At 52.3% G+C, this 22,856-nt stretch carries 19 protein-coding genes; 9 read left to right on the top strand and 10 right to left on the bottom strand.

Translation table 11 applies throughout. The features are described 5' to 3' along the window. Positions 1–226: 226 nt before the first annotated feature. Positions 227–2,707, top strand: coding sequence for a glucose/quinate/shikimate family membrane-bound PQQ-dependent dehydrogenase (locus B6A39_RS03820; protein ID WP_083001529.1), 2,481 nt, complete (start codon positions 227–229; stop codon positions 2,705–2,707). 74 nt (positions 2,708–2,781) lie between these two features. Here the strand turns inward: B6A39_RS03820 and B6A39_RS03815 are convergent, their stop codons facing one another. Continuing rightward, on the bottom strand, positions 2,782–4,830 hold the full coding sequence (locus B6A39_RS03815; RefSeq protein ID WP_083001527.1) for a TonB-dependent receptor family protein: 2,049 nt from the start codon (positions 4,828–4,830) through the stop codon (positions 2,782–2,784). 346 nt (positions 4,831–5,176) lie between these two features. Here B6A39_RS03815 and B6A39_RS03810 point away from each other — a divergent pair, with 346 nt between their 5' ends. Beyond that, on the top strand, positions 5,177–5,350 hold the full coding sequence (locus B6A39_RS03810; RefSeq protein WP_009722289.1) for a YqaE/Pmp3 family membrane protein: 174 nt from the start codon (positions 5,177–5,179) through the stop codon (positions 5,348–5,350). A 150-nt stretch (positions 5,351–5,500) separates the two neighbouring features. On the opposite strand, the gene B6A39_RS03805 is transcribed toward B6A39_RS03810, so the two are convergent. After that, entirely contained in the window at positions 5,501–5,974 is a 474-nt protein-coding gene (locus B6A39_RS03805) for a nucleoside deaminase (RefSeq protein WP_083001524.1), read from the bottom strand. A 141-nt stretch (positions 5,975–6,115) separates the two neighbouring features. Here B6A39_RS03805 and B6A39_RS03800 point away from each other — a divergent pair, with 141 nt between their 5' ends. Both B6A39_RS03800 and B6A39_RS03795 read left to right on the top strand, forming a co-directional pair. After that, positions 6,116–6,331: a TIGR02450 family Trp-rich protein gene (locus B6A39_RS03800; protein ID WP_083001522.1), complete on the top strand. Its 216-nt coding sequence runs from the start codon at positions 6,116–6,118 to the stop codon at positions 6,329–6,331. Positions 6,332–6,553: 222 nt separating this feature from the next. Beyond that, positions 6,554–6,760: a cold-shock protein gene (locus tag B6A39_RS03795; RefSeq protein WP_009722287.1), complete on the top strand. Its 207-nt coding sequence runs from the start codon at positions 6,554–6,556 to the stop codon at positions 6,758–6,760. A gap of 101 nt (positions 6,761–6,861) precedes the next feature. Here the strand turns inward: B6A39_RS03795 and B6A39_RS03790 are convergent, their stop codons facing one another. Continuing rightward, the gene (locus tag B6A39_RS03790) at positions 6,862–7,725 is read right to left on the bottom strand and encodes a putative RNA methyltransferase (protein WP_083001520.1); all 864 of its coding nucleotides are present in this window, start codon (positions 7,723–7,725) and stop codon (positions 6,862–6,864) included. Positions 7,726–7,785: 60 nt separating this feature from the next. Beyond that, a complete protein-coding gene (locus tag B6A39_RS03785; RefSeq protein WP_083001518.1) occupies positions 7,786–8,544 on the bottom strand; it encodes a helix-turn-helix domain-containing protein in 759 nt (252 codons plus the stop codon). Between the two features lie 134 nt (positions 8,545–8,678). Between B6A39_RS03785 and B6A39_RS03780 the strand changes: the two genes are divergently transcribed. Further along, a complete protein-coding gene (locus B6A39_RS03780) occupies positions 8,679–11,855 on the top strand; it encodes an acyl-[ACP]--phospholipid O-acyltransferase (protein WP_083001515.1) in 3,177 nt (1,058 codons plus the stop codon). A 55-nt stretch (positions 11,856–11,910) separates the two neighbouring features. On the opposite strand, the gene B6A39_RS03775 is transcribed toward B6A39_RS03780, so the two are convergent. Further along, positions 11,911–13,641, bottom strand: a complete 1,731-nt coding sequence (locus tag B6A39_RS03775) for a mechanosensitive ion channel family protein (RefSeq protein WP_083007838.1) — start codon at positions 13,639–13,641, stop codon at positions 11,911–11,913. A 247-nt stretch (positions 13,642–13,888) separates the two neighbouring features. Between B6A39_RS03775 and B6A39_RS03770 the strand changes: the two genes are divergently transcribed. Next, a complete protein-coding gene (locus B6A39_RS03770; protein WP_083001513.1) occupies positions 13,889–14,770 on the top strand; it encodes a pirin family protein in 882 nt (293 codons plus the stop codon). Between the two features lie 105 nt (positions 14,771–14,875). On the opposite strand, the gene B6A39_RS03765 is transcribed toward B6A39_RS03770, so the two are convergent. Both B6A39_RS03765 and ycaC read right to left on the bottom strand, forming a co-directional pair. Further along, complete coding sequence (locus B6A39_RS03765; RefSeq protein WP_083001510.1) at positions 14,876–15,823, bottom strand: pirin family protein; 948 nt, start codon at positions 15,821–15,823, stop codon at positions 14,876–14,878. Between the two features lie 188 nt (positions 15,824–16,011). Next, complete coding sequence (ycaC, locus tag B6A39_RS03760; protein WP_083001508.1) at positions 16,012–16,641, bottom strand: isochorismate family cysteine hydrolase YcaC; 630 nt, start codon at positions 16,639–16,641, stop codon at positions 16,012–16,014. A 156-nt stretch (positions 16,642–16,797) separates the two neighbouring features. On the opposite strand from ycaC, the gene B6A39_RS03755 reads away from it, so the two are divergent. Beyond that, a complete protein-coding gene (locus B6A39_RS03755) occupies positions 16,798–17,709 on the top strand; it encodes a LysR family transcriptional regulator (RefSeq protein ID WP_083001506.1) in 912 nt (303 codons plus the stop codon). A 9-nt stretch (positions 17,710–17,718) separates the two neighbouring features. Here the strand turns inward: B6A39_RS03755 and B6A39_RS03750 are convergent, their stop codons facing one another. Genes B6A39_RS03750 through B6A39_RS03740 form a run of 3 tightly spaced genes read right to left on the bottom strand, consistent with a single transcriptional unit; the run spans position 17,719 to position 20,319 of the window. Then, positions 17,719–18,264 carry a GDYXXLXY domain-containing protein gene (locus B6A39_RS03750; protein WP_083001504.1) on the bottom strand — a complete coding sequence of 182 codons (546 nt, stop codon included), beginning with the start codon at positions 18,262–18,264 and terminating at the stop codon, positions 17,719–17,721. Next, on the bottom strand, positions 18,254–19,348 hold the full coding sequence (locus B6A39_RS03745; RefSeq protein WP_083001501.1) for a DUF4401 domain-containing protein: 1,095 nt from the start codon (positions 19,346–19,348) through the stop codon (positions 18,254–18,256). Before B6A39_RS03745 ends, B6A39_RS03750 begins: the two co-directional genes overlap by 11 nt. Continuing rightward, positions 19,345–20,319: a DUF2157 domain-containing protein gene (locus B6A39_RS03740; protein ID WP_083001499.1), complete on the bottom strand. Its 975-nt coding sequence runs from the start codon at positions 20,317–20,319 to the stop codon at positions 19,345–19,347. The genes B6A39_RS03745 and B6A39_RS03740 overlap by 4 nt, the downstream gene beginning before the upstream one ends. Positions 20,320–20,574: 255 nt before the next feature. On the opposite strand from B6A39_RS03740, the gene B6A39_RS03735 reads away from it, so the two are divergent. Beyond that, complete coding sequence (locus tag B6A39_RS03735) at positions 20,575–21,276, top strand: response regulator transcription factor (protein ID WP_083001497.1); 702 nt, start codon at positions 20,575–20,577, stop codon at positions 21,274–21,276. Between the two features lie 3 nt (positions 21,277–21,279). Next, the gene (locus B6A39_RS03730) at positions 21,280–22,770 is read left to right on the top strand and encodes a HAMP domain-containing sensor histidine kinase (protein ID WP_083001495.1); all 1,491 of its coding nucleotides are present in this window, start codon (positions 21,280–21,282) and stop codon (positions 22,768–22,770) included. Positions 22,771–22,856: the final 86 nt, after the last annotated feature.

Below are 22,856 nucleotides of genomic sequence, written 5' to 3'. Positions count from 1 at the left end.
ATCTCAATAACAAGCCGCGCTACGGCAACAGGCGCGGCTTTTTTGGTTTATGGCACTAATTAGCAAGCAAATAGTTAGACCAAAAGCGAATTGATTATTAAAATTACTGACAATCAATGTGTGTTTTAACCCATCATCACTGCCAATGGGTTAGGGCACGTTGCAGATCTGTCGCTTTTATAATTTTACCAAGCGACTTCAACTCGTTGTTAATAGGGGCTTTCTCATGGATGAACACACGCGTGCCCGCGGAAAATGGCCAGCATTACTGTTGGGCCTGCTACTCGCGGTAGCTGGTGTTGCACTAACCATTGGCGGCGCCAAGCTGCTCAACTTAGGCGGTAGTGCTTACTATGTAATCGCTGGGATTAGTATTTTTGTTGTCGGTATACTGCTGGCAATGCGCAAAGGCACCGCCTTATGGCTTTATGCGGTGGTACTTTTTGCAACGCTGCTATGGGCACTCTGGGAAGTCGGCTTAGACTGGTGGCAGTTGGTTCCCAGGGTTGCCATTGTCTGTTTAATTGGCATTATTTTACTGCTTCCCTGGTGGCGAAAACCGCTACATTCACGCGGCGGCAGCCTAGCGCTAATGGCAAGCATTGCCGCAGCGATTATCGTGGCAATTGCCAGCCAATTTACCTACCCAGGCACTATTAAAGGCACGATTGAGTCGGCCAGTAACAATGCAGAAGTTAACCCTGCACAGGCTGCAGGCGATGATTGGCCCGCTTATGGCGGCACCAATGCAGGAACACACTACTCCTCACTTAGCCAGATTACCCCCGACAATATCGGCGAGCTGGAAGAAGTATGGCGTATTCAAACCGGTGATGAACCCGGCCCCAATGCACCACCTGAAATCACCAACCAGAACACACCCTTGAAGGTCAACGATAGCCTTTATATTTGTACATCACACAGCCGTGCGATGTCATTGTCGCCCGAAACTGGCGAAACTCTGTGGGCGTTTGATCCCAATATTAGCACCATGGGCGCAGAGGATTTTTCCGGCTGGGCGCATATGACCTGCCGTGGCTTGGCTTACTACGATGCGGCTAACTATTCCAGCAGTGCTGAAGATTCCACCATCGATAAACCAACACTGTATGCCGATGGCAGCCAATTTGAACTCGACCTATCCTTCTCGCTGACCTCTGACGAAGGCTCCTCTTCTGAGCTGCTAAGCGCCACCAATGTGATGTGCCCCCGCAGGCTTTATCTGCCCACCGCCGACGCCCGCCTGATTGCGCTTAACGCCGATACAGGTGAGCGCTGCGAAAGTTTCGGTGAGAACGGTGAAATCGATCTGACGAACAATATTGGCGAATTTAGCCCAGGGGGCTATTACTCGACATCGCCTGCTACTGTCACTGAAGACTTAGTGATTTTGGGTGGCCACGTTACCGACAACAGCTCAACCGACGAACCCTCTGGCGTTATACGCGCTTTTGATGTGCATACTGGCGAGCTGGTGTGGAACTGGGACAGCGGTAACCCCGAAGACACCGCACCGTTAGAGGAAGGCGAGACGTACACACGCAACTCACCGAATGTGTGGGCACCGATTAGCGTTGATGAAGCGCTCGGCCTCGTTTATCTCCCCATGGGTAACGCAACACCGGACCAATACGGCGCTAACCGTTCTGAAAATGATGAGACTTACAGCGCCGGGCTAGTAGCGCTTAATCTGGACGACGGCCAAGTGGCCTGGGTGTACCAGTTTGTGCACCACGACTTATGGGACATGGACACACCCGCACAACCCGTATTGATTGACTTGGCGACGACAGATGGCAGCCAGCCGGCTGTCATTCAGCCCACTAAACAAGGCAGCTTGTATGTATTAAACCGTGAGACTGGCGAGCCGATTGTGCCCATTGAAGAAGTGCCCGCTCCTCAAGGTGCTATTGAAGGCGACTGGACGGCAGAAACTCAACCTCGCTCAGCGCTGAATTTGCTGCCACCGCCGCTGACTGAGCGCGACATGTGGGGCGCATCACCCTTTGATCAGATGATGTGCCGCATCCAGTTCCGCTCGCTGCGTTATGAAGGCCAGTACACACCGCCTTCGCTGGAAGGCAGCATTATCTACCCCGGCAACGTTGGAGTGATGAACTGGGGGGGGGTTGCGGTAGACCCCGAACGCCAAGCACTGTTTACCGGCGCGAAGTACTTAGCGTTTGTTTCCAAGCTGATTCCACGTGATGAAGTTGAGGATGGCCAAGGATCCGCTAGCGAGCAAGGTTTGCAGCCCAACACAGGCGCACCTTATGCGGTTGAACTCGGCCCGCTGCTGTCAGTACTCGGCCTTCCCTGCCAGGCGCCTTCTTGGGGCGATGTGGCAGGAATCGACCTACAAAGTAACGAGGTTGTGTGGAAGCACCGCAATGGCACCACCCGCGACAGCATGCCCTTTGATCTGCCGATTGGCCTGAACGTCGGCGTTCCTGCGCTAGGCGGCCCACTGACTACTGCGGGTGGCGTTTCATTCCTAAGCGGCACACTGGATCAATACCTGCGCGGCTACGACATCACCACTGGCGAAGAGCTGTATAAAGCTCGTTTACCTGCTGGTGGCCAAGCAACGCCGATGACCTACACCGGCGCAGATGGCCGCCAGTATGTAGTCGTTACCGCCGGTGGTCACGGCACCTTCGGCACCAAAATGGGTGACTACGTGATTGGTTACGCGTTACCGGAATAGCCATCACTCAGCGTAGTAATAAATGAGAACGGGCGCCCCAATGGGTCGCCCGTTTTTTGCTAAGGAGCCTCTGATTAAAAACTCAGCTCCACGCCGCCATAAACACTTCGCCCTGGGGCTGGCTCATAAAAGCGGCCAAAGGTGCCGTTTAAGCGCACATTGGCATAGTGCTCTTCATCAAGCAAATTGCGCAGACCAAGATAAGCGCTTAGTCGCGTACCTTCACTTAACTGCCAACTATCACCCACTCGGAGGTTGAGCAGCCAATAGCTATCTACCTCCGTCGCATTAGCGTTATCCGCTACTAAATCACCGATGTATTCGGTTTCCAACGTGGCGAAACGCTGATCAAGGTTTTCCCAGGTTAATTGATTGACCCACGTCTGCTCTGGCAATCCAGGAATCCGGTTGCCATCAAAGCGTTCACTAGGTGTTGCAAACTTATCGAATTCATAACGCGCGAGAGTTAAAGCGCTATCCAGACGCCACTGGTCGGCAAGCTGCCAGCCCAGCGCCAGTTCTAGGCCATCGCGATTTGTGTCGCCTGCATTCTGATAGAAGGTACGGCCACCCTCATCATACGGCACTAGCTCATCGCGAACGCGGACCGAAAATAGTGCGAGATCGTAATCCATTGCCAACGGCTCAATGTAGCCACGCAACCCTATTTCGCGATTCCATGCTTTTTGCGGCTCAACAGCGGGATTGAAACCACCGCCAGTCGGATTGGCAAACTCAGAAAACGTGGGCGTCTCAAACGCGGTGCCGGTATTAATATACGCTTGGTGCTGCGGACGATAGCGATAGCTTAGCCCCGCCGAGCCACTCCACTCGTTAAAGGTACGCTTTCCGCTTTGATCTCCGTCATCAAGAAACGTATCGTCGACGTCTAGCGCCACCCGGTCAAATCGCGCGCCCAACGAGAGCGAGAGCTGTTCCGAGAGCGCTAAATCTCCTTGGGCAAACACGCCAGCGGACGTCGCAGTTTGGGTTTCATCCGCTAACTGCTCGCCAACACCCCCCTGGGCATCGACATTATTACGAAAACGCTCATCCTCTTGGCGAGCCGCATCAACGCCCACAATATAGCTAAGCGGCAGACCTCCTAACGCCACCTCGTGATGGTATTCAGCGCTTGCGCCCATATAGTCGCGCTGATACCCCAAACGACTACTGCCCACAAATGGAAGCTGCTGTTCAAAGCTACGTTTAGCAATAAAGCCCTTGAGGTACAGCTCACCATCCCCTGCCGCTAAGTCTTCGTACTGGAGGCCAAACACCTGCTGGTCAACGCTTTGTCCTGCATCTAGCGCGATTGAATTAGGCGCTGCTTGATCACGCCCAGCGGCAACTTCACGGGCATTAAGTGCACCGGGATCTTCCGATCGGGGGTTCTCCAGTAGATTAATAATCGCGGTAACCGCCCGCTCACTGCCTAATTCTCGACGTATTTTGGCATTCAGCAAATACTTCTCGGTTGAGCTTTGTTCGCGATAGCCATCAACATTAAGCGCCGTCAGACTGATATGGTGCGACCAATCGCCCTGTACACCACCATTTTGCAGTGCCACTTTTTGATAGCCATCGCTACCTGCACCCATCCGCAGCCGTGTACCAGGATTATCACGCCCATCGGCAGTGGTCACATCAATCACCCCGCCAGCCGCATTGCCATAAAGCACTGAAGACGGCCCGCGGATCACCTCAATGCGCTCGGCGCTATCTAAATCAATAGCATCCAGCTGGGCTTGACCATCTGGAAGCGTGTACGGAATGCCATCTACCATAACGGTAATCCCACGCACACCAAATGGAGCACGCGCGCCAAAGCCGCGAATAGCGATTCGCTGTCCTTGAGCGAAATTATCGCGGTTTTGTAAAAACACACCCGGCACTCGGTTAAGCGCTTCATCCAACCTCACCCGCTGCTGACCTTGGGCAATCTCTTCACGCTCCAAGGTAGAAACGGCCGCTGGCGTGGCATACAGCTCGCGGGCTAAACGCGGGGCGCTCACCTCTACTGTAGCCAGCACAGTCTCTTCGCTGCTGGGTGCCTGCGCCCCCACAGGGCTGGCTAGAAAAACGCTCGCGAGCAGTAGTGATGGCGGTAGATAGTGGCTCATGATGTCCCTTAATAATCTGAAGTTGACGGGCTTTCGCAGCCTTAATTTTTTGAAGCCCTAATTTCTTGAAGCCCTAATTTTTTTGAAAACCTAGTTTCTTGAATACGCCTGGCTAAGCGGGTGAACGATAGCCCAAACGCGGGGTCTTATTTAAAGCGCTCTGATTCGCTAAAATTATCCATTATGACTACGCTACAGTCAGCAGCTGCAAAGCATTGTTATTGAAGCATTAGCAATCAGCGCTAAAACCACTATCGATATCTACGTTATCAATACCCACGCTATTGATACCTACGTTATTAACGTGTTCGTTACTAACACAGACTGTGTAAGCAAAGGAGGCTGCATGGCGTTTACCGCAACTGACCCGATCAAGATGATCTTTGCTGTTATTCTGCCCCCACTAGGGGTGTTTTTTGAGGTCGGTTTCAAAGGACATTTCTGGCTGAATATCATTCTCACGCTGTTTGGCTTTGTTCCAGGCATCATCCATGCGTTCTATGTCATATTGAAACATTAGACAAACCGAAGCACTGATGCTTTTTTTGCACTGATTTAATAAACACCGCCTTGTAGAACACAAGGCGGTGTTTGTCTTTATTGGCCATACGTTTATCAACGATCCTAGCCAGCCAATAAAAATCCTGCCCTTCAAAACTCGACTCTGACGTTATGCATGCAAGCGGCAATGCAAGGCATGAACTTGCTCATCCAGACCAGGCACTGGGCCATCAACAGCCAAATCGGGCACCACCTCATTAATCGACAGCGGAGCGACAGGCGGCGGCGCTACGCCAAGTTCAGCCAGCCATGCACCCAATTGTTCAGAGGAGCTGACATAAACGATACGCCCTAGCCCTACCCACCCATGAGCCGCTGCACACATTGGGCAGTGCTCTCCAGAGGTATAGACGGTCGCTTTAGAGCGCTCTTCAGGCGTCATATGATTCGCTGCCCAACGGGCCAGCGAAAACTCTGGATGCTGAGTAGAATCTCCACCGGCAATGCGATTTCGATCCTCGGCTAATACCTTACCTTCAGCATTTACCAGCACACTACCAAATGGCTCATCCCCTGCATTTAAAGCCTCCTCTGCTAAAGCCACGGCGCGCTTTAGATATGCCAGTTCGTATTCGGCAATCATTGGATTCTCCTCGTTTTGATAACGTGCCTTACCGGCAGGGTTGTCGTTTCAAAAATGCTTCGTCAAAGATACCATTTTTAACATTTAAGGTCTGATTCACCGTATAGCACTCCCAAACACAATCCCCACAGGAATATCATCGTGAACAACATCAACCCGAATAAACTTCACAACAGCAAATGGACTGCCGTCCAACCTCACCATAAAGAGAAGCATTTCATCGTCACCAAATTACGACGTAATGAAGAGGAGCAGGTCGTAGAGGTGATCATTGAAGCTATTCATTCCAACCGCGAGACCATTCTTGCTTGGCAAGACTTAAAAGACGCTAGCATCTGGAAAATGGGGTGGAAGTAGCCATTATCCTGACACCACCCTCAGAAAATATTCATAAAAGGCTTTGACCCGAAGAAAAAATCATGTCACTGTAGCGTCAGTTGGTTAGCAAGCAGCATGGTTTCAGAAGTGTACGATCTATTTCGGCAGCCTGATATTGTATTCCTTGTTTCACCCGCTACTATTCATCTGGGTAATACCAGGAACTTTATTACGGCGCATTAGCGCGAAAGGATCTACATCATGGCAACTGGCACAGTTAAATGGTTTAACGACACTAAAGGTTTTGGTTTCATCGCTCCTTCTGACGGCGGCGACGACCTTTTTGCTCATTTCTCTGAAATTCAGTCTGACGGTTTCAAAACCCTTCAAGAAGGTGCTAACGTTTCTTTTGACGTTACCCAGGGTAAGAAAGGCCTTCAGGCTTCTAACATCAAGCAAATGTCCTAAGCCTTAACGGTTTAAGAATTTGCTCGAACCTTAACCGGTTCGGATAACAAGGCCCGCTTATGCGGGCCTTGTTGCGTTTGCGTGTTGAAAACCTTCGCCCCTTATTTACGCTCATATACCATTAGTTTGGCATCCACCGTCAGCGTTAACGCATCAAGTGCCGCTGCACGTGCCCGCCCTTCCTGACTAGCGCGGTAAAGATGGGGCGTCATCGCTAATAAATCACCAATCGAGTCTTGCCCTTCCAGCGCTATTTGATAGCTAAGTGATTCTGTCTGCAACGATACAAAGCCTTCCGGCACCTCCCGTTCGCTTATCGCTTCTGGCTTAAGCGTGGGATAAATCACCTCTCGTAGCTCACGCAAGTGCTCCGCTCCTGCTTCAACCTGCAACAACAAGCCGCCCGGCTTTAATACCCGCGCAAATTCGTGATGCACTGGAAAGCCAAACATACACAGCACACTATCAAGCGTTGCCGTTTGAACTGGCAAGTGCGCGTTGCTGCCGACTACCCAGCTACAGAGTGGAGATTTCTTATTATCTTGCTTGGCCGCCGACAGCACTGCCCACTTGGAAATATCTAACCCCACCAGTGAAAGTGGTCGCGAATTCGATTCAGCACGGGATAGCTCACGCAAGTAATAGCCTTCACCGCAGCCAGCATCTAGGCAGCCAAATAGCGAGCTAGCAGGTTGAGCCTCAGCATGGCTTAACAGATGTTTGCTTACCGCCTGAGCAATGGGCTGATAGTAACCAGCCCCAAGAAAACGCTGTCTTGCCGCCACCATCAGCTTACTGTCACCAGGGTCAGTGGAACGCTTTTGCTGTACCGGAAGCAAGTTGACATAACCCTGCTTGGCAACATCGAAGCTATGTCCAGCAGAGCAACGCCAAGTGCTGCCTGCCAGATAAAGTGGCTCGCCATCTAACGGGCAGGCTAGTAATTGAAAAGGAGTGCTATTCATAGCATTGCAAACTCATAAAATGTGTACTCATAAAACGTATACTCATAAAAAAACAATAGTTTATACACTTTTCTTTTGCCCATATGGTCCGCGGGCAAACTCTTTAAACAGCGTTGACTGCCACTGACGAACAGCCAGCACCGAGGTAGTGCCAAAGCGCTGATGAATGGGCAGCCCGCTTTCGCGTTCACACAGGGCGTGAAACTCTTTTGCCAGCCGCTGCATCGTTTGTTGCCATTCAGCATTACCCGCATGAGAAAGCAGGCCATTCAGCACAATAAGCTTTTCGCTGTCGCTCTCGAAACGAGAGTGAAAAAACTCCGTGGCAATATATTGCTGGAAAAAACGCTGAATAGGGCCACCAGGGCGCCAGCGAAAATTCGCGGCCACACGCCGCCGGATTCGATTACCCGGCAATAGGTCAATCAGCTTTAGCCGTTCTAGCGCCAGCAGTTGCCGAGTGCACTGAGCCTCGCTGAGCTGGTACTGGTGATGAATTTCATCAAACCGATAGCCGTTAATCACACACACAGCGACCAAAAACAGCTCACGATCATCGACAATGCTCTGCTCCTGCGCCTGGGTCAGCTCCTGCAAACGGTGCTCTTCCTCTTGCATGGATTGCACCAACTCAGCAAATTCCAGGTTAAGCTGATCGCAAATACGCTCTAGCCGCTCTAAGGTAATGTGCTGTTCAGCGAATAGCCGTTTGACCGAGGCCTCGCTCAACCCAAGCCATAACGCCACATCAGCGTAGGTTTTACCCTGGGAACGCAGCTGACGTTTTAAGGTATCGATAAGTGCACTTGTCTGAGACACATGACCTCCAGACATATAAAGTAGCGTATAACGATACCGTAAAGCCCAAATAACACAACTTGAACCACCAAAGTTGCAACATTAACCCCATTTACCGAAAGTGCCCTAACTTCTGGTTTATAAGGCGTCATTTCATGCAACCTTTACTACGCATCACGGGTGTTTGGCCCTACCTGATTGCCATTTTCTTGAATGCCTTTGTGGATTTAGGACATAAAATCGTCATTCAAAACACGATTTTTAAAAGCTACGACGGCGAAACCCAGGTGGTACTGACGGCGTTGGTCAATGGGCTTATCCTTTTGCCGTTTATTTTGCTGTTTAGCCCCGCAGGTCATGTGGCGGATAGCTATCCCAAAGTTCGCATTCTCCGGGTTTCCGCCTGGGCTGCTGTCGCTGTTTCACTGGGCATCACCGCCGCTTATTACCAAGGCTGGTTTTGGCTGGCGTTTGCCATGACGCTAGTGCTAGCAATTCAATCGGCCTTCTACTCCCCCGCCAAATATGGCTTGGTGAAAGGGCTGTTTGGCAAACCCCGCTTGGCAGAAGCTAACGGGCTTATCCAGGCCGTCACCATTGGTGCCATTCTGGCCGGCACCGTGGTCTTTACCGCGCTGTTTGAAAGCTGGATCTTACCCAGCGCCCAAACACCCGGCGAGCTATTGCGCAGCATTGCGCCGCTGGGTTGGCTGCTGGTGTTGAACAGCGTTATACAAGTGATGGCACTGTATCGCTTGAAACCAGATAACGCGCAGCCCTCAACGCCCCCACTCACTTGGCAGCGCTATATCAAAGGCAGCGCACTGAAAGACAACCTGAGCATTTTGGGCCGCCAACCGGTGCTGCGGCTGTCAATTATCGGTCTTGCAACTTTCTGGTCGGTGGGTCAAGTGCTGCTCGCCGCGTTTCCCGCCTATGCCAAAGATGCACTCAGCATTGATAACAACTTAGTGCTGCAAGGGATTCTTGCCGCTAGCGGTATTGGGATTGCATTAGGATCATTGCTGGCCAGCGAGCTGTCTCGTAACCGTATTGAAACCGGTTTGATTCCATTAGGCGCTATCGGCGTTGCGGTGGGTCTGTGGTGCCTGCCAATGCTTACTACTCCCATCAGCCAAGCACTGAACTTTATATTTATTGGCATGATGGGCGGGTTATTCATTGTGCCGCTCAATGCACTGATTCAATTTCACGCGGCAGACCATGAGCTAGGCACTGTGCTGGCTGCCAACAATTGGATTCAGAACCTTTCTATGCTGGGCTTTCTGGCGCTTACCGCGCTGTTCGCCCTGGCAGGTGTGGATAGCCACTACCTGTTGCTACTCGTGGCGACCGTTGCCATGGTGGGCGGTGGCTACACTATCTTCAAATTGCCCCAAAGCTTGGTGCGCTTTCTACTCAGTTTTCTACTGACCCGCCGCTATCGTGTTGATGTCCATGGGCTCGAAAACCTGCCCGCCCAAGGCGGCGTGCTGCTGCTCGGCAATCATATCAGTTGGGTGGACTGGGCAATGGTGCAAATTGCCAGCCCTCGCCCTGTGCGTTTTGTCATGCTGAAGGATATTTATCAGCGTTGGTATTTACGTTGGTTTTTTAAGGCGCTGGGCTGTATTCCTATCGAACGGGGCGCAGGAGCAGATAACGCCCTAGCCGCCGTTGCCGAACAGCTGAATAACGGTGAAGTGGTATGCCTGTTCCCCGAAGGCGCGATTAGCCGCAACGGCCAGTTAGGCGAGCTGCGCCGAGGCTATGAACGCGCCTGTAAGCTTGCCAACCCAGAGGTACGTATTGTTCCGTTTTACCTACGCGGGCTGTGGGGTAGCCAGTTTTCTCGCTCATCCAGCAAACTCAAAGAGCTGCGTAACGCGCCTCTCCATCGCTCAGTCGTCGTTGCGTTTGGCAAGCCGCTGCCTAAAGACACCCCGGCCGACGTGCTCAAACGGCGCATCTTCGAACAAGCAACCAACTCGTGGCAACATGCTATCGATGAACTGCCCTCGCTGCCTGACGCCTGGATTCGAAGCGTGAAGCGTAACCTTGGCGCACAAGCACTCACGGATACCCTTAGCCACCCGCTGACGGCAGGCCAAGCACTTACCGCCAGTCTGCTTATTGCAAAGCGCATCCACACGCTAACTCCTAGGCAAAACGTAGGTTTACTGCTGCCCAATAGCAGCGTGGGTGCACTGGCCAATATGGCAACACTTCTGGCTGGAAAAACACTGGTTAACCTCAACTATCATTTTAACGACAGTCTCCACGACAGCCCCAATGACAATTCGTACGAAACCCCATTTTCTGCGTCACTCACCCAAGCCAACATCAATACAGTGCTGACCTCGCGCCACTTCGTCGAAAAACTCCAGCAACAAGGGTTAAACATCAGCCAGCGGCTAGCAAACACTCAGACGATCTACCTGGAAGACCTACAAGCCGATACCCGGCGCCATGAACGCGTCAGCACTTGGCTTGCCGTTCGCCTGCTACCTGCGTGGCTGCTTCAGCGCCTTTACTGCCGCAGTAGAGATGCCAATACCACCGCCGCCATTGTGTTTCCAAGCAAAAGCGAAGGGCAGCCTAAAGGCGTCATGCTGAGTCACCGCAATCTGATGGCCAATATCAAGCAGACCTCCGATGTGCTTAATACCCAATATGACGATGTGGTGATCGGCTCGCTGCCTCTGTTTCATGCCTTTGGGCTCACCGTTACCCAACTGCTGCCACTTATCGAAGGCCTGCCGTTGGTCTGCCACGCGGACCCCAACGACACTGCTGGCATTGCCAGCGCTGTCGCCAAGCACAAAGCCACCCTGATGTTCGGCACATCAGACTTTCTACAGCACCTAAACCACAGCCCCAAAGTGCACCCACTCATGCTAGAAAGCCTACGGGCAGTCGTTGTCAGTGCCGAAACATTGGATGAGCAGGTATGCAGCGACTTCGTCCTAAAATTCCATAAGCCTATTTATAAAGGCTACGGGGCAACCGAAACCGCTCCTGTGGCATCGGTCAATCTACCGGATTCGTTGGGCGCTCATTACCAAACAATACAGCAAGGCAGTAAAGCGGGTACCGTCGGCATGCCGCTCCCCGGCACCAGCTTTAAAATCGTTGAGCCGGAAAGCTTTGTGGAACAGCCTACCGGAGAAGCGGGCATGATTTTGATCAGCGGCCCCCAATTGATGCAGGGCTACCTAAACAACTCAGAGCGCACAGCCGCCGCCATTAAAGAACTCGATGGCCAACGCTGGTTCGTCACCGGCGATAAAGGGTTTATCGATGAAGACGGCTTTTTGACACTTTGTAAATAAACACTGAGCGATAGAACTGATAAAAGCAGCGGCACTTGCCGCTGCTTAATGCCTATTATTCAGGCGGTTTATCCGCAGAGCTATCCGATTCCTGAGAACGTTTTCCTTGCCCTTCTCCACGCGCAATATCCTCATGGCTAATAACCATGATTTCCCTTGGCCACCACTCTGGATGGTTATCGCGGATAAAGGCCAGCAGCTTCTCGCGCAGGTTCATCTCGGCCGTCCAGCCTGCCATGGGGTCAGATGTCATTAAATAGCAGGTGATAGTCTGGGCCGTCCCCGTTTGTGCCGTCACGTAACAGAGCAGCTTATGGTGTTCAACAACGTTCTCTTCCTCTTTGGCAAATTCGAGGAACTTATCTCTTAGCAGCCCTATATCGGCACTGAGGTGAAGCGTCAGCACCAAGGATCGGTACAGCTTGGTGCTCTTCACAGACAAGTTATCGAAAGGCTTAGAAGTGAAGTAGGTGACGGGCACAATCAAGCGTCGTTCGTCCCATGATCTCAGTCGAATATAGGTATAAAAGATCCCTTCGACATAACACCACTCCCCTTCAAAGATCACCAAGTCGCCGATACGGATAGGTTTCGCAAGCGATAACTGAAACGAGGAGAGAATATTGCCAAGAACCGTTTGCCCCGCCACACCCACTAATACTGCCAATACGCTAGCAGACGCCAGAATAGACAAGCCAAGGGTTTCGAAAAGCTGGACTTGGCCTAGGATGTAGATAGATACACCGGTTACGGTGATCAGAATAATGGCGCGGCGCAATGCATATAGCGAGGTTAGCAGCCGTCGCTGATCTTTAGGCTTCGTGTCATCAATTTCCCCCACCAAGCGTCGCGTTAAACGCAGCATAATCGTGTCGACAAAACGCAGCGCAATAGTACCTGCACCCCAGGCCATAATAGAGATCAACAGCACGCGAAACGTCGTCGTCGCAATAGCGGAAAAGGATACGACGTAGTCCAGCAGCATCTGCGTTACCAGCGACATAACAATCATCGCCATGGGCACGCCAATTTGATCGGCAAAAATAGTAGACACGCCAGAAGGCAGGATGCGAGCTACTAGCCCAACTGAGTAATAAGTGACCACTCCCACCGTACCAATGGCGATTAAAAAAATCGGGATTGCTAACCACTCCCAGATTTTTAGCATGCCAAACGATGCTTTTAACCGTTCGGGAATATAGCGTTCCAGCATTGAAGGCCCGTACTCTTCGTAAAGAGTCGGAATAAACGTCACGCTCTCTGGCATGACTAACCACACCGGATCTTCTTCACCCACGCGGTATCGCCCCAGCCGAACATCGTAGGCCTGGCCCTCTGCCGTTAAAGCTGCCAGTTCAATATTGCGCTGCGGCTCGCCTGCCTGCGGATTCTGCCCGGAAGGGTCTTCTATCACCGCGTCTTGACGGCCGGACATATTAGATGCGTCCAGCCACTCACCGCGTTTTAATACCTCAGCCAACTGCTTAGCGAGCTCGGCGCCCTGAGCCTGCTGTTCGCCTGGATCAATATCGTTGAGGTTAAGCAAATGCGCGGCTGCGGCGTAATTCTCGCTTTCGGTGAACGCTAAAAAGCTGCGAACCATTTCCCGTGGCGACATCCGCCCAACATCCTCAGGCACATCGCCTAGCCCTGTGTTAAGCGAATCAATGGCGAACCATCGCTTATCCTCGCTCTCATCTCCTTGAGTTTGCGCTGCGCAGACGCTGGAAAACACCAAAGTGACAACCAGCGCAACCCACACAGGCCACGAGCTGTTTTTTTTCATACCAACCTTGTCATTAAAAGTAAGTGAGCCAAACAACCAGCCACCAACTGGCGCAAAAGCCGCCAGCCCTGCGCTAAACACAGTGCCTCCATGTCAGTGGTTGACCAAAGTACAGACTACGTTCTTCAATCAAGCAAGCACCTAGTGTTCCAGCACTGCAACTCTGCGTCTTATATTCACTATCTATTAGTTGCTTTCCCTAACGCGTACCCTTCTTAACCAACAACGTACTCTGTGAGGAGAAACAATGAAAAAGTTAGTAGGTGTTACCAGCGCACCGCACCCTCATTGGGTTGGTGACGGCTTTCCGGCGCGTTCGCTGTTTTCCTATGGCCCACGTTCCGAGCAGTTAAGTCCTTTTTTGCTACTAGACTATGCTGGCCCCGCCGACTTTACTCCCACCACGCGGCCACGCGGTGTCGGGCAACACCCGCACCGAGGGTTCGAAACAGTCACGATTGTCTACCAGGGAGAAGTGGCGCACCGAGATTCAACGGGCAAAGGCGGCGTAATTGGCCCTGGCGACGTGCAGTGGATGACGGCAGGTGCGGGTATCCTGCACGATGAGTTTCATTCGCCCACGTTTACAGAGCAAGGCGGCACACTTGAGATGGTGCAGCTGTGGGTAAACTTGCCTGCCAAAGACAAAATGGCCACGCCAGGCTATCAGGCAATTTTTAATGCCCAGATCCCTGTGGCAACGTTACCTGATCACGCTGGGAGCGTCCGCGTGATCGCCGGCAGCTATATAGATGACAACCGTAAGGCTCACTCGGGCCCAGCACAGACGTTCTCGCCGATGAACGTATGGGATGTGCGACTAAACGGTGGCCAGACAACCACGCTGACGCAACCGGATGGATGGACAACCCTGCTGGTCGTGCTAAAAGGGACGGTTCAAATCAATGGCGAAGAGGTACTGCGTGACGCACAAGTAGCCGAGCTTTCTAGAGCAGGTGACGCACTGACGCTTGAAGCCAATAATGATGCAACCCTTTTGCTGCTGAGTGGCGAGCCGATCAATGAGCCAGTGGTCGGTCATGGGCCGTTTGTGATGAATAGCGAACGTGACATCATTGAAGCGATAGAAGACTTTAACAACGGCCGCTTTGGCCAAATGCCAAGTTAATTACACCGCTGTTTAAGTAACGACTATTGAAGCTTCTATTGTTGAAATAACTACTGTTGAAGTAACGAAAGGGCTGGCTTAGACAGCCATCCCTTTCGTTGTAAATTAATTGCGGTGCTGGTCTGGAAAGGGGATGAATTCTTCATCGTCCCCCGGCGGCAATTTAAACCGCCCATGCTCAAAGTCTCCTTCCATCCACGCCTGCTTGGCAGCCTCTAGCTTTTCCCGTGAAGACGCCACGAAGTTCCAGGAGATATAGCGTGGTCCATTGAGCGTTTCGCCGCCGAGCAGCATTAGCCGAGCTCCGCTTTCGCCCGCGGTTAAGGTAATGGGATCACCCGGACGGAAAACCATCATTCGTCCCGCATCGAATGTATCCCCTGCAATACTAACGCTACCCGACGTTACATAGAGGCCTCGATCTTCGTGGTCATCGGGCAAAGGAAGCTTAGCGCCGGGCTGGAGTACCGCATCCGCATAGAACATTTCAGAAAAAGTCTGAACAGGCGCCTGTTCACCCCATGCCGAACCTAGAATCAAGCGAACCTCTTTACCCTCACCTTTAAGCAGCGGCAATGTCTCCTGCTCATGATGCGCAAAACTGGCGGGTTTATCTTCGTATGCTTCAGGCAATGCCACCCACGTCTGAATACCAAACAGGGAGTGCTTATTCTGACGTGTAGCGGGGCTAGTACGCTCGGAATGGGTCACGCCATTGCCAGCAACCATCCAATTAACCGCCCCAGGATGGATCATCTGATTAGTCCCCAGACTGTCACGATGCTGGAACTCTCCCTGATACAAGTAAGTAACTGTGGCAAGTCCAATATGGGGATGAGGACGAACATCGATACCATCCTCTCTAAGAAATTCAGCGGGTCCCATCTGATCGAAAAAAATAAACGGGCCAACCATCTGGCGCTTGGGCGCGGGAAGCGCACGTCGTACTTCAAAGCCACCTAGGTCGTGTGCACGAGGTACGATCAGTGTTTCAATATCGTGTAGATTGCCTGCGGAAGGGCATTTTGGCTCAATGTCGGGCATCCAGCTCATAGGAATTTCCTCCATATACAATGGACAACGGAGCAATGGCATCATCGATAGTTTTTATTTTACAAAGCTATCGTCTAGCCAGTCTTTTGCCTTTAATAAATAGCTCAAAATTATTAAAAAAACCGGAAGCTCACTCACTTCCGGTCAAAACACGGTTTACTTCTTGTCAGAGCTCTTTGTCAGAGGCCTTACTCAGAGCTCTTTGTCAAAGTACTGTAGCTATTCATTAAATTACGATAGTCAGGTATGTGATTTGCAAAAAGTGTGCCCAAGCCTTCTATATCATTGCGCCAGTCGCGATGTAGCTCGCAGGCTGTTCCAAACCAGGTCATCAACTGCGCGCCTGCACTACTCATGCGATCCCAAGCAGCATCACGGGTAAGCTCGTTAAAGGTACCCGATGCGTCTGTGACAACAAACACGTCAAACTCTTCTTCAAGTGCGGAAAGCGCCGGGAAAGCAACACATACTTCTGTCACTACGCCCGCAATAATCAGTTGTTTCTTTCCTGTCGCCTTAACCGCTTTTACGAAATCCTCGTTATCCCAGGCATTTATTTGTCCAGGGCGTGCTATGTAAGGCGCCTCTGGAAACATCTCTTTTAATTCAGGCACCAGGGGCCCATTAGGCCCATCTTCGAAGCTTGTGGTAAGAATCGTTGGCAGACCAAAGTATTTCGCCAAATCTGCAAGCGCCAGTACGTTATTTTTGAACCGATCAGGGTCAATATCACGAACTAAGGACAACAGCCCAGTTTGATGATCTACTAAAAGAACGGCGGCGTTATCTTTATCGAGACGAACATAGGGGTTAGCCATGACATACTCCTTTATCTATTAGCTTGAGTGGGCTTTTGGAAAACAAAGATCCAAAAGCTGTTGCGCATGCCATAAAGAGTTTAGTAGTTCGCTTACTTGATGATTAGATGGGAAATTAAGACACAGCGTTGCATAGGGAGAACAGAGGGAGAACACATGACGCCCCCTAATCTGAATGATCTTTATTATTTTGTGAAGGTAGTCGACCATGGTGGTTTTTCTCCAGCAGGTCGTGCGCTGGGTATTGCCAAATCAAAATTAAGTAGGCGAGTGGGAGAGTTAGAAAGTCAGCTTAACGTGCGCTTGATGCACCGTTCGACCCGCCACCTAACGCTCACAGATATTGGCCAACGCTACTACCAGCACTGCAAAGCCATGTTAGTGGAAGCTGAAGCGGCCCAGCAGTTCATCGAAGAAACCAAACAAGTGCCCTGCGGTACCATCCGCATCAGTTGTCCCACTGGGCTATTGAGCTTTCACGTAAGTGCAATACTGGCGGATTTCATGGTGCTATACCCAGATGTCCAGGTACATCTGGAAGGAACTAACCGCCGCATTGACCCTTTTGTTGAAGGCTTTGATATTGCGCTCCGTGCCCGCCCCCTTCCATTGGAAGATAGCGAGCTTATTCTGAAGGTACTATCGGATCGCGGGCAATGCTTGGTAGCAAGCCCAGCACTGATTGAGCAGCATGGCATGCCATCAACGCCCAACGATCTTCGCCAAATGCCTAGCCTAAGCAGAGCAAGGCCAGAGGAAGCTCACGCTTGGCACCTTCAACGCGACGGTGAAGAGTGCCGAATTGAACATTCGCCACGGTTTATTACCACGGATATGACCGCACTTTATAGAGCAGCGCTGGCTGGTGTTGGTGTGGTGCAACTCCCAAGTTTAATGCTAGGCGATTCGTTGACCTCAAATAAGCTAGTGCAAGTAGTACCTGAGTGGGAACCGCGCAGAGAAGTCATCCACGCTGTTTACCCCTCTCGCCGCGGTTTACTTCCCTCAGTAAGGGCGCTGCTTGATTTCTTAGCCGAGCGCTATGCGGCAATGGGTATTGAACACTGATGCAACGCATCACCTTTCCATCTCTCCCAAGCGGTTTAGCGATTCATCGTATAGCGCCACTAACAGTAGCTCGCCGTGCTCGTTGACTCGAAACTGACCATAACGGGCGGGCTCAAAACGCTCAGCATGGCCTTCTTGGAAAAAGAACGCATCCGTAGCAAAGCGCACGCCTCCATTGCGCAGCCGATAACGTAAACGCCTTTCGTCGTCGCCTAGCGGCGTGCCATCATCCAAGCGCTGGAAGTGGGCGATTGATGCGTCATCCAAACGAACCACCACGCTGTCATTGGCTGCCGTTTGCATGGCATTTCCACCCGCCTCTTCGTGGCGATCCATTGCGTGCTGCATGCGAATACGATTAGCCAACGCAAAGATTAGCGCCATGTAGTCGCCCTGCATTAACGAGCGCGGATCAACGGGGGCAAGCTCCAAATAAACAATCTCACCTTCGGCCAGATGATGCTCTTTCTGCCAAATAATCCAGTTAACCACCGCTAGCACAACGACAGTGGCGGCAATCACTATCCAGCGGTGTCGCTTCACGTTACTGCTCATTGGTATCTCCTAGCAGCGCGGGCTTATGCACTGTTAGCCACTGGTTGAGCCACCAACGCTTCAATAACCAGCGAAGGGTTAACAGGAACGCCCCCATTGCCAGCAACATGAGTGATTTCACCAACAGCGTCACGTCTAGCCAGTAGTAATAACTACTAGCCGCCATCAGTAGTAACAAAATACCGCTTCCCATCAGCACCCGATGGCCAATCGTGAATCCGAGCAATAGTACGGTAACCCCAGCGCCAAGCCCCGGCATATAAACTGATACCACCGCCACTAGCGCGACTGCGCCATAAATCGCCAAGCGTTGCACAATGGCAGGCTGAGAGTGCTGACGAAATGCCTGATGAATAACGCATACTAAGGCTAACGCCACCAACGCAGTGCTCAGCCAACTGGCAAGCCATGGGCCAAACCACTGAGCACCTGAATCGTAGAACCAGGCAAGCTGGTTAGAGTACGCCTGCCCTTGAAGCACCAACAACCCCACTAACAGGCCAGCTCCCCATGCCTGAACTGCCCCTATGCGCCTAGGCCAACGACATTCATTCAACCAGAGCAGTGTCAGCACCAGCACCACCAAACCAATCGCCACCGGTGCCAGTCCATTGGCTGCCAACGCCATCGCTAACGCTAAACTTGCTAAAAACGCCGACATACTGCGGTGAACCTGGCTCGGCATGATCAGCGCCAGCGCGCACTGTAGCGCCAGCAGTACCCACCATAGGCTTGCGGAAACACCCCACATCTCGACCGCTGGCCAGGCCACTAATAATTGCCCAGCTAAACTAAATGCCAGCGCCATGTGTTCCAACACATCGCTTCTCGCTGCGCGTAGTAGCGCGAATGCCCCGCCAATCAACAGGCTGCCTACAACAAGAGAAGCCCCTGTGCTTTCCAGTACAAATACCACTGCAGTGGCAATAAAACCCAATAGAAACAGCGCTGCTAACCAGCCGGAAAACGCCTGCAGAACCCGCACAAACCAAGGTGATTCCAGCGGCGCTGTTGATGAAGGCTCATTTAGCGCAATGCCAGCCTGAGTTAATTGCTGCGTTAACGTACTCATCGACTGACTCATGACGCCTCCTCCGCGTTTAATCGCTTCAGCCACATCACCGCTGCCGCCCCCATGGCAAAGACTGCACCTGCCAGCAACAGCAAGCCGCCTTCATTCCATTGGCCTTCCCATAGTACGTAGCGTGCGAGCAGCAATGTGGCCACCGCTATCAGCGATACGCACCCCCCTGCCAACATAAATAACTCAAGCCGCCACTGACGATAAACGCCATACAGCACCGCCAACCACACGGGGTAAACCGCCACAATCGGTGTCAACGCATGCGTTTCCCCACTCACCCACGCCATCATCAGTAGCGTCAGCGGCACGCCGCTACCCAGCGCCAACAAACAAATTGCCCAACGCCCTGGCCAACCTCGGCGCTGCGCGCCCCACTCCCACACGACTTGAGCCGCTAAGTTAATAAGCACCAGCCCCCATAAACCGGCGTTATCAGTAAAGAACACGCTGCCTAAAATACCGCCCCAGGTGCTGCTATACAGCCACACGGATAGGTTCAAAAGCCCTAGCCACGCTACCCAAAGTGCATCAAAGCGTGCTGCCCATACCAACGGCAAAGTGAGCAACGCCCAGGTGAAAAACAGCTGCCATGGGTCAGCACCGGTTTGATAAACCTGCCCCACCAGCGCCAGTAGTACGCCTATCAACAGAAACGCCGCAGTTAATGCCACGCGAAAAAGCATTACCCTCGCGCTGCCCCACACCGCGATGCCAGCCGCCAATACCAACGCGGCCTGCACTAACGCAAAGCGGGGCAGGCGGCCCATGTCCGACCAATTGAAAGCCACGAAGAACAGCACCGCGCAAGCCAACGCCAAGCCCCCCAGCCACAGCAGCAGCCGGTCAATCAACCGCGCCCAGGCGTGGGGCGACGGGTGCAGCCCCGCCACTTTAACCGCTAACGGCACTTGCTCAGGAGGTATCACTCCCTGCCCGATTAACGACATGAGTTTACGGCGTGTAGTCGCCATGGGCGCTCTCCTTGCTGAAACACACTTATTGAAATAAGGGAAGGCGTTAATGCAGACATCGCCCTATCGTTAGAGTCCCCGTGACACATTTGTGAACTTTGCGCGATACACTCTATATCACCCCGTGACACCCCCGTAATGGTGTACATCGAGGATAGTCTCGAATCTTCCGACCAATGAGTAGGAAAATATCACGAGTATCCAAGCGCCTAGCGCCATAAGGCGAAAGCACAAAAGAAGATAATGCGACTACCTATGACACGAAACGTATTGATTATTGAGGATAACCCGGGTATTGGTGAGCTCGTCCGCATGCATGTGGCCGAGCTTGGCATGAACCCTATTCTTTGCGAGCACGGTGATTCCGGGCTTGCGCGTTTTCGTGAAGGGGGCATCGACCTTGTGGTTCTCGACCTGATGCTGCCCGGCCTGGACGGGCTGTCAATTTGCCGCGAAATCCGCGCTGGCCCAGGTTACGTTCCGGTACTGATGCTAACCGCTAAAAGCACGGAGCTTGATCGAGTGCTGGGCCTGGAAATGGGGGCGGATGATTACCTCACCAAGCCCTTCAGTGTGGCTGAACTATCGGCAAGGGTGAAAGCCTTGTTCCGACGCGTAGATGCCATGGCATCTTCCTCAGCCGCGGAACCCAGCCAGCAAGAACTAATCACCGATGGGCTGCGCATTGACCCGCTGCGTCGGCGAGTATTTATAAGAGACCAGCCTGTTGAACTCACTGCCCGAGAATTTGACCTGCTATGGCACTTTGCCACGCATCCCGGGCGGGTATTTAGCCGTGCCCAACTGCTTGATACTGTGTGGGGCTACAGCCACGAAGGTTACGAACATACCGTCAATACCCATATCAATCGCTTACGGGGCAAGATCGAAGCAGACCCCGCTGACCCGGTGTTTATCCAAACCGTTTGGGGGGTGGGCTATCGCTTCCGCGAATAAGTTATGCTGAAAACACTCTATACTCGGCTAGCCTTAGGCTTATTTCTGTTATTGCTCGCCGTCGGCCTGCTATACACCTTCATCAGCCTCTATTCGCTGCGCGAATACAATGCTTCGGTCAATCAGGCGTTACACCAGAATCTGGCCAAAAATCTAGTATCAGACAGAAATCTGGTCAGCAACGGGCAGCTTGATAGTAGCGCTCTGGAAGAACTATTCTCACTGTACATGGCCATTAATCCCAGCATCGAGATCTACCTGCTAGGGCTGGATGGCACCATCCTGTCTTATTCAGCAGACCCAGCGAAGATTAAACGCAAGCAAGTCTCGATGGCTCCCATACGCAGGCTGATGGATGACATGAGCCTTTATCCGATACTTGGCGATGACCCCCGCAGTCACGATCGGCAGAAAGTCTTTTCCGTTACCCCGGTGCCAACAGCAGACAACCCCGAAGGGTACCTCTATGTCGTGTTACGGGGTGAAGAGTACGACACGGCGGAAACCATGGCCCGTGGTGGCAAACTACTGGAAATGAGCGCCTGGGCGTTACTCGTCAGCCTAACGGTGGCGATGTTAGCAGGGCTGACTATTTTCCGCCTGCTGACTCGCCGCCTGAGATCATTAACACGCCGAGTGGAAGCCTTTGAGAACAGCGACATGAGCCAGCCCCGGCTCGATAGCAGATGGCACGACAAACAGTCCGTGGTGCGCGATGAAATCGATTATTTGGACGCTACCTTCGACGACATGGCTCATCGAATTGCCACACAGATCGAACAGCTGACAGAAAAGGATACCCAACGCCGTCGCTTGATCGCCCAAGTATCCCACGACCTGCGCACCCCGCTTGCCTCCATGCAAGGCTATATCGAAAGCCTGAAATTAAGGCGTGATCGTCTCAGCCCCCAAGAACAGGATCGCTTTCTCGACATTGCCCTCAAAGAAGGCCGTCGGTTAAGCCGCTTAGTGGATGAGCTCTTCGAGCTTGCCGCCCTTGAGGCAAGAGAGAAACAGCCAGTGCCTGAACCCTTCCCGCTAGCAGAACTGGTACATGACGTAGTGCAGAAGCACGATCAAGCTGCACGAGACAACCAATTAGCGCTAACGTTGAGCGGTAATCCAGCGTTACCCAGTGCCTACGCCGATCTTGCTATGACCGAACGCGTACTCGACAACTTGATCAGCAACGCCATTGCCTACAGCCCCGCTGGCGGCCACATCGACGTAGTGCTTAGTCAAACGGACGGCAAACCACAGGTTTGCGTACAAGACAGCGGCTCAGGCATCTCGGAACAGGACCTGCCGCATATCTTTGACCCGTTTTATCGTGGTGAGACCTCTGGTGGCGCTGGCCATGCAGGATTAGGGCTGGCCATTGCGCGTAGAATCATGACGCTTCAGGGCGGTGATATCAGTGTCGAGAACCTGGACACTGGCGGTGCATCCTTCTGCATACGGTTCCCCACCGCCCCTCGCCCTCTAACGTTATAAATACGTAATAACCTAGAGAGTTGGTTGTGATAAATCTGGTGCAAACTGGCCACAGTCATCACCCCCCTTCCCCATAGCGAGTGGAG

This window comes from Halomonas sp. GT, from assembly GCF_002082565.1.
Lineage (GTDB): Bacteria > Pseudomonadota > Gammaproteobacteria > Pseudomonadales > Halomonadaceae > Vreelandella.
The sequence above is the reverse complement of the archived record's forward strand: the minus strand, read 5'-3'. Positions and strand labels throughout refer to the sequence as shown.

Coding starts and splice junctions, on each gene's coding strand:
- ycaC (WP_083001508.1), bottom strand. CDS start 16,641: ATGGCTAACCCCTATGTTCGTCTCGATAAAGATAACGCCGCCGTTCTT.
- B6A39_RS03740 (WP_083001499.1), bottom strand. CDS start 20,319: ATGGCGACTACACGCCGTAAACTCATGTCGTTAATCGGGCAGGGAGTG.
- B6A39_RS03735 (WP_083001497.1), top strand. CDS start 20,575: ATGACACGAAACGTATTGATTATTGAGGATAACCCGGGTATTGGTGAG.
- B6A39_RS03795 (WP_009722287.1), top strand. CDS start 6,554: ATGGCAACTGGCACAGTTAAATGGTTTAACGACACTAAAGGTTTTGGT.
- B6A39_RS03815 (WP_083001527.1), bottom strand. CDS start 4,830: ATGAGCCACTATCTACCGCCATCACTACTGCTCGCGAGCGTTTTTCTA.
- B6A39_RS03765 (WP_083001510.1), bottom strand. CDS start 15,823: ATGAGCTGGATGCCCGACATTGAGCCAAAATGCCCTTCCGCAGGCAAT.
- B6A39_RS03755 (WP_083001506.1), top strand. CDS start 16,798: ATGACGCCCCCTAATCTGAATGATCTTTATTATTTTGTGAAGGTAGTC.
- B6A39_RS03775 (WP_083007838.1), bottom strand. CDS start 13,641: ATGAAAAAAAACAGCTCGTGGCCTGTGTGGGTTGCGCTGGTTGTCACT.
- B6A39_RS03790 (WP_083001520.1), bottom strand. CDS start 7,725: ATGAATAGCACTCCTTTTCAATTACTAGCCTGCCCGTTAGATGGCGAG.
- B6A39_RS03810 (WP_009722289.1), top strand. CDS start 5,177: ATGGCGTTTACCGCAACTGACCCGATCAAGATGATCTTTGCTGTTATT.
- B6A39_RS03730 (WP_083001495.1), top strand. CDS start 21,280: ATGCTGAAAACACTCTATACTCGGCTAGCCTTAGGCTTATTTCTGTTA.
- B6A39_RS03770 (WP_083001513.1), top strand. CDS start 13,889: ATGAAAAAGTTAGTAGGTGTTACCAGCGCACCGCACCCTCATTGGGTT.
- B6A39_RS03750 (WP_083001504.1), bottom strand. CDS start 18,264: ATGAGCAGTAACGTGAAGCGACACCGCTGGATAGTGATTGCCGCCACT.
- B6A39_RS03780 (WP_083001515.1), top strand. CDS start 8,679: ATGCAACCTTTACTACGCATCACGGGTGTTTGGCCCTACCTGATTGCC.
- B6A39_RS03820 (WP_083001529.1), top strand. CDS start 227: ATGGATGAACACACGCGTGCCCGCGGAAAATGGCCAGCATTACTGTTG.
- B6A39_RS03805 (WP_083001524.1), bottom strand. CDS start 5,974: ATGATTGCCGAATACGAACTGGCATATCTAAAGCGCGCCGTGGCTTTA.
- B6A39_RS03745 (WP_083001501.1), bottom strand. CDS start 19,348: ATGAGTCAGTCGATGAGTACGTTAACGCAGCAATTAACTCAGGCTGGC.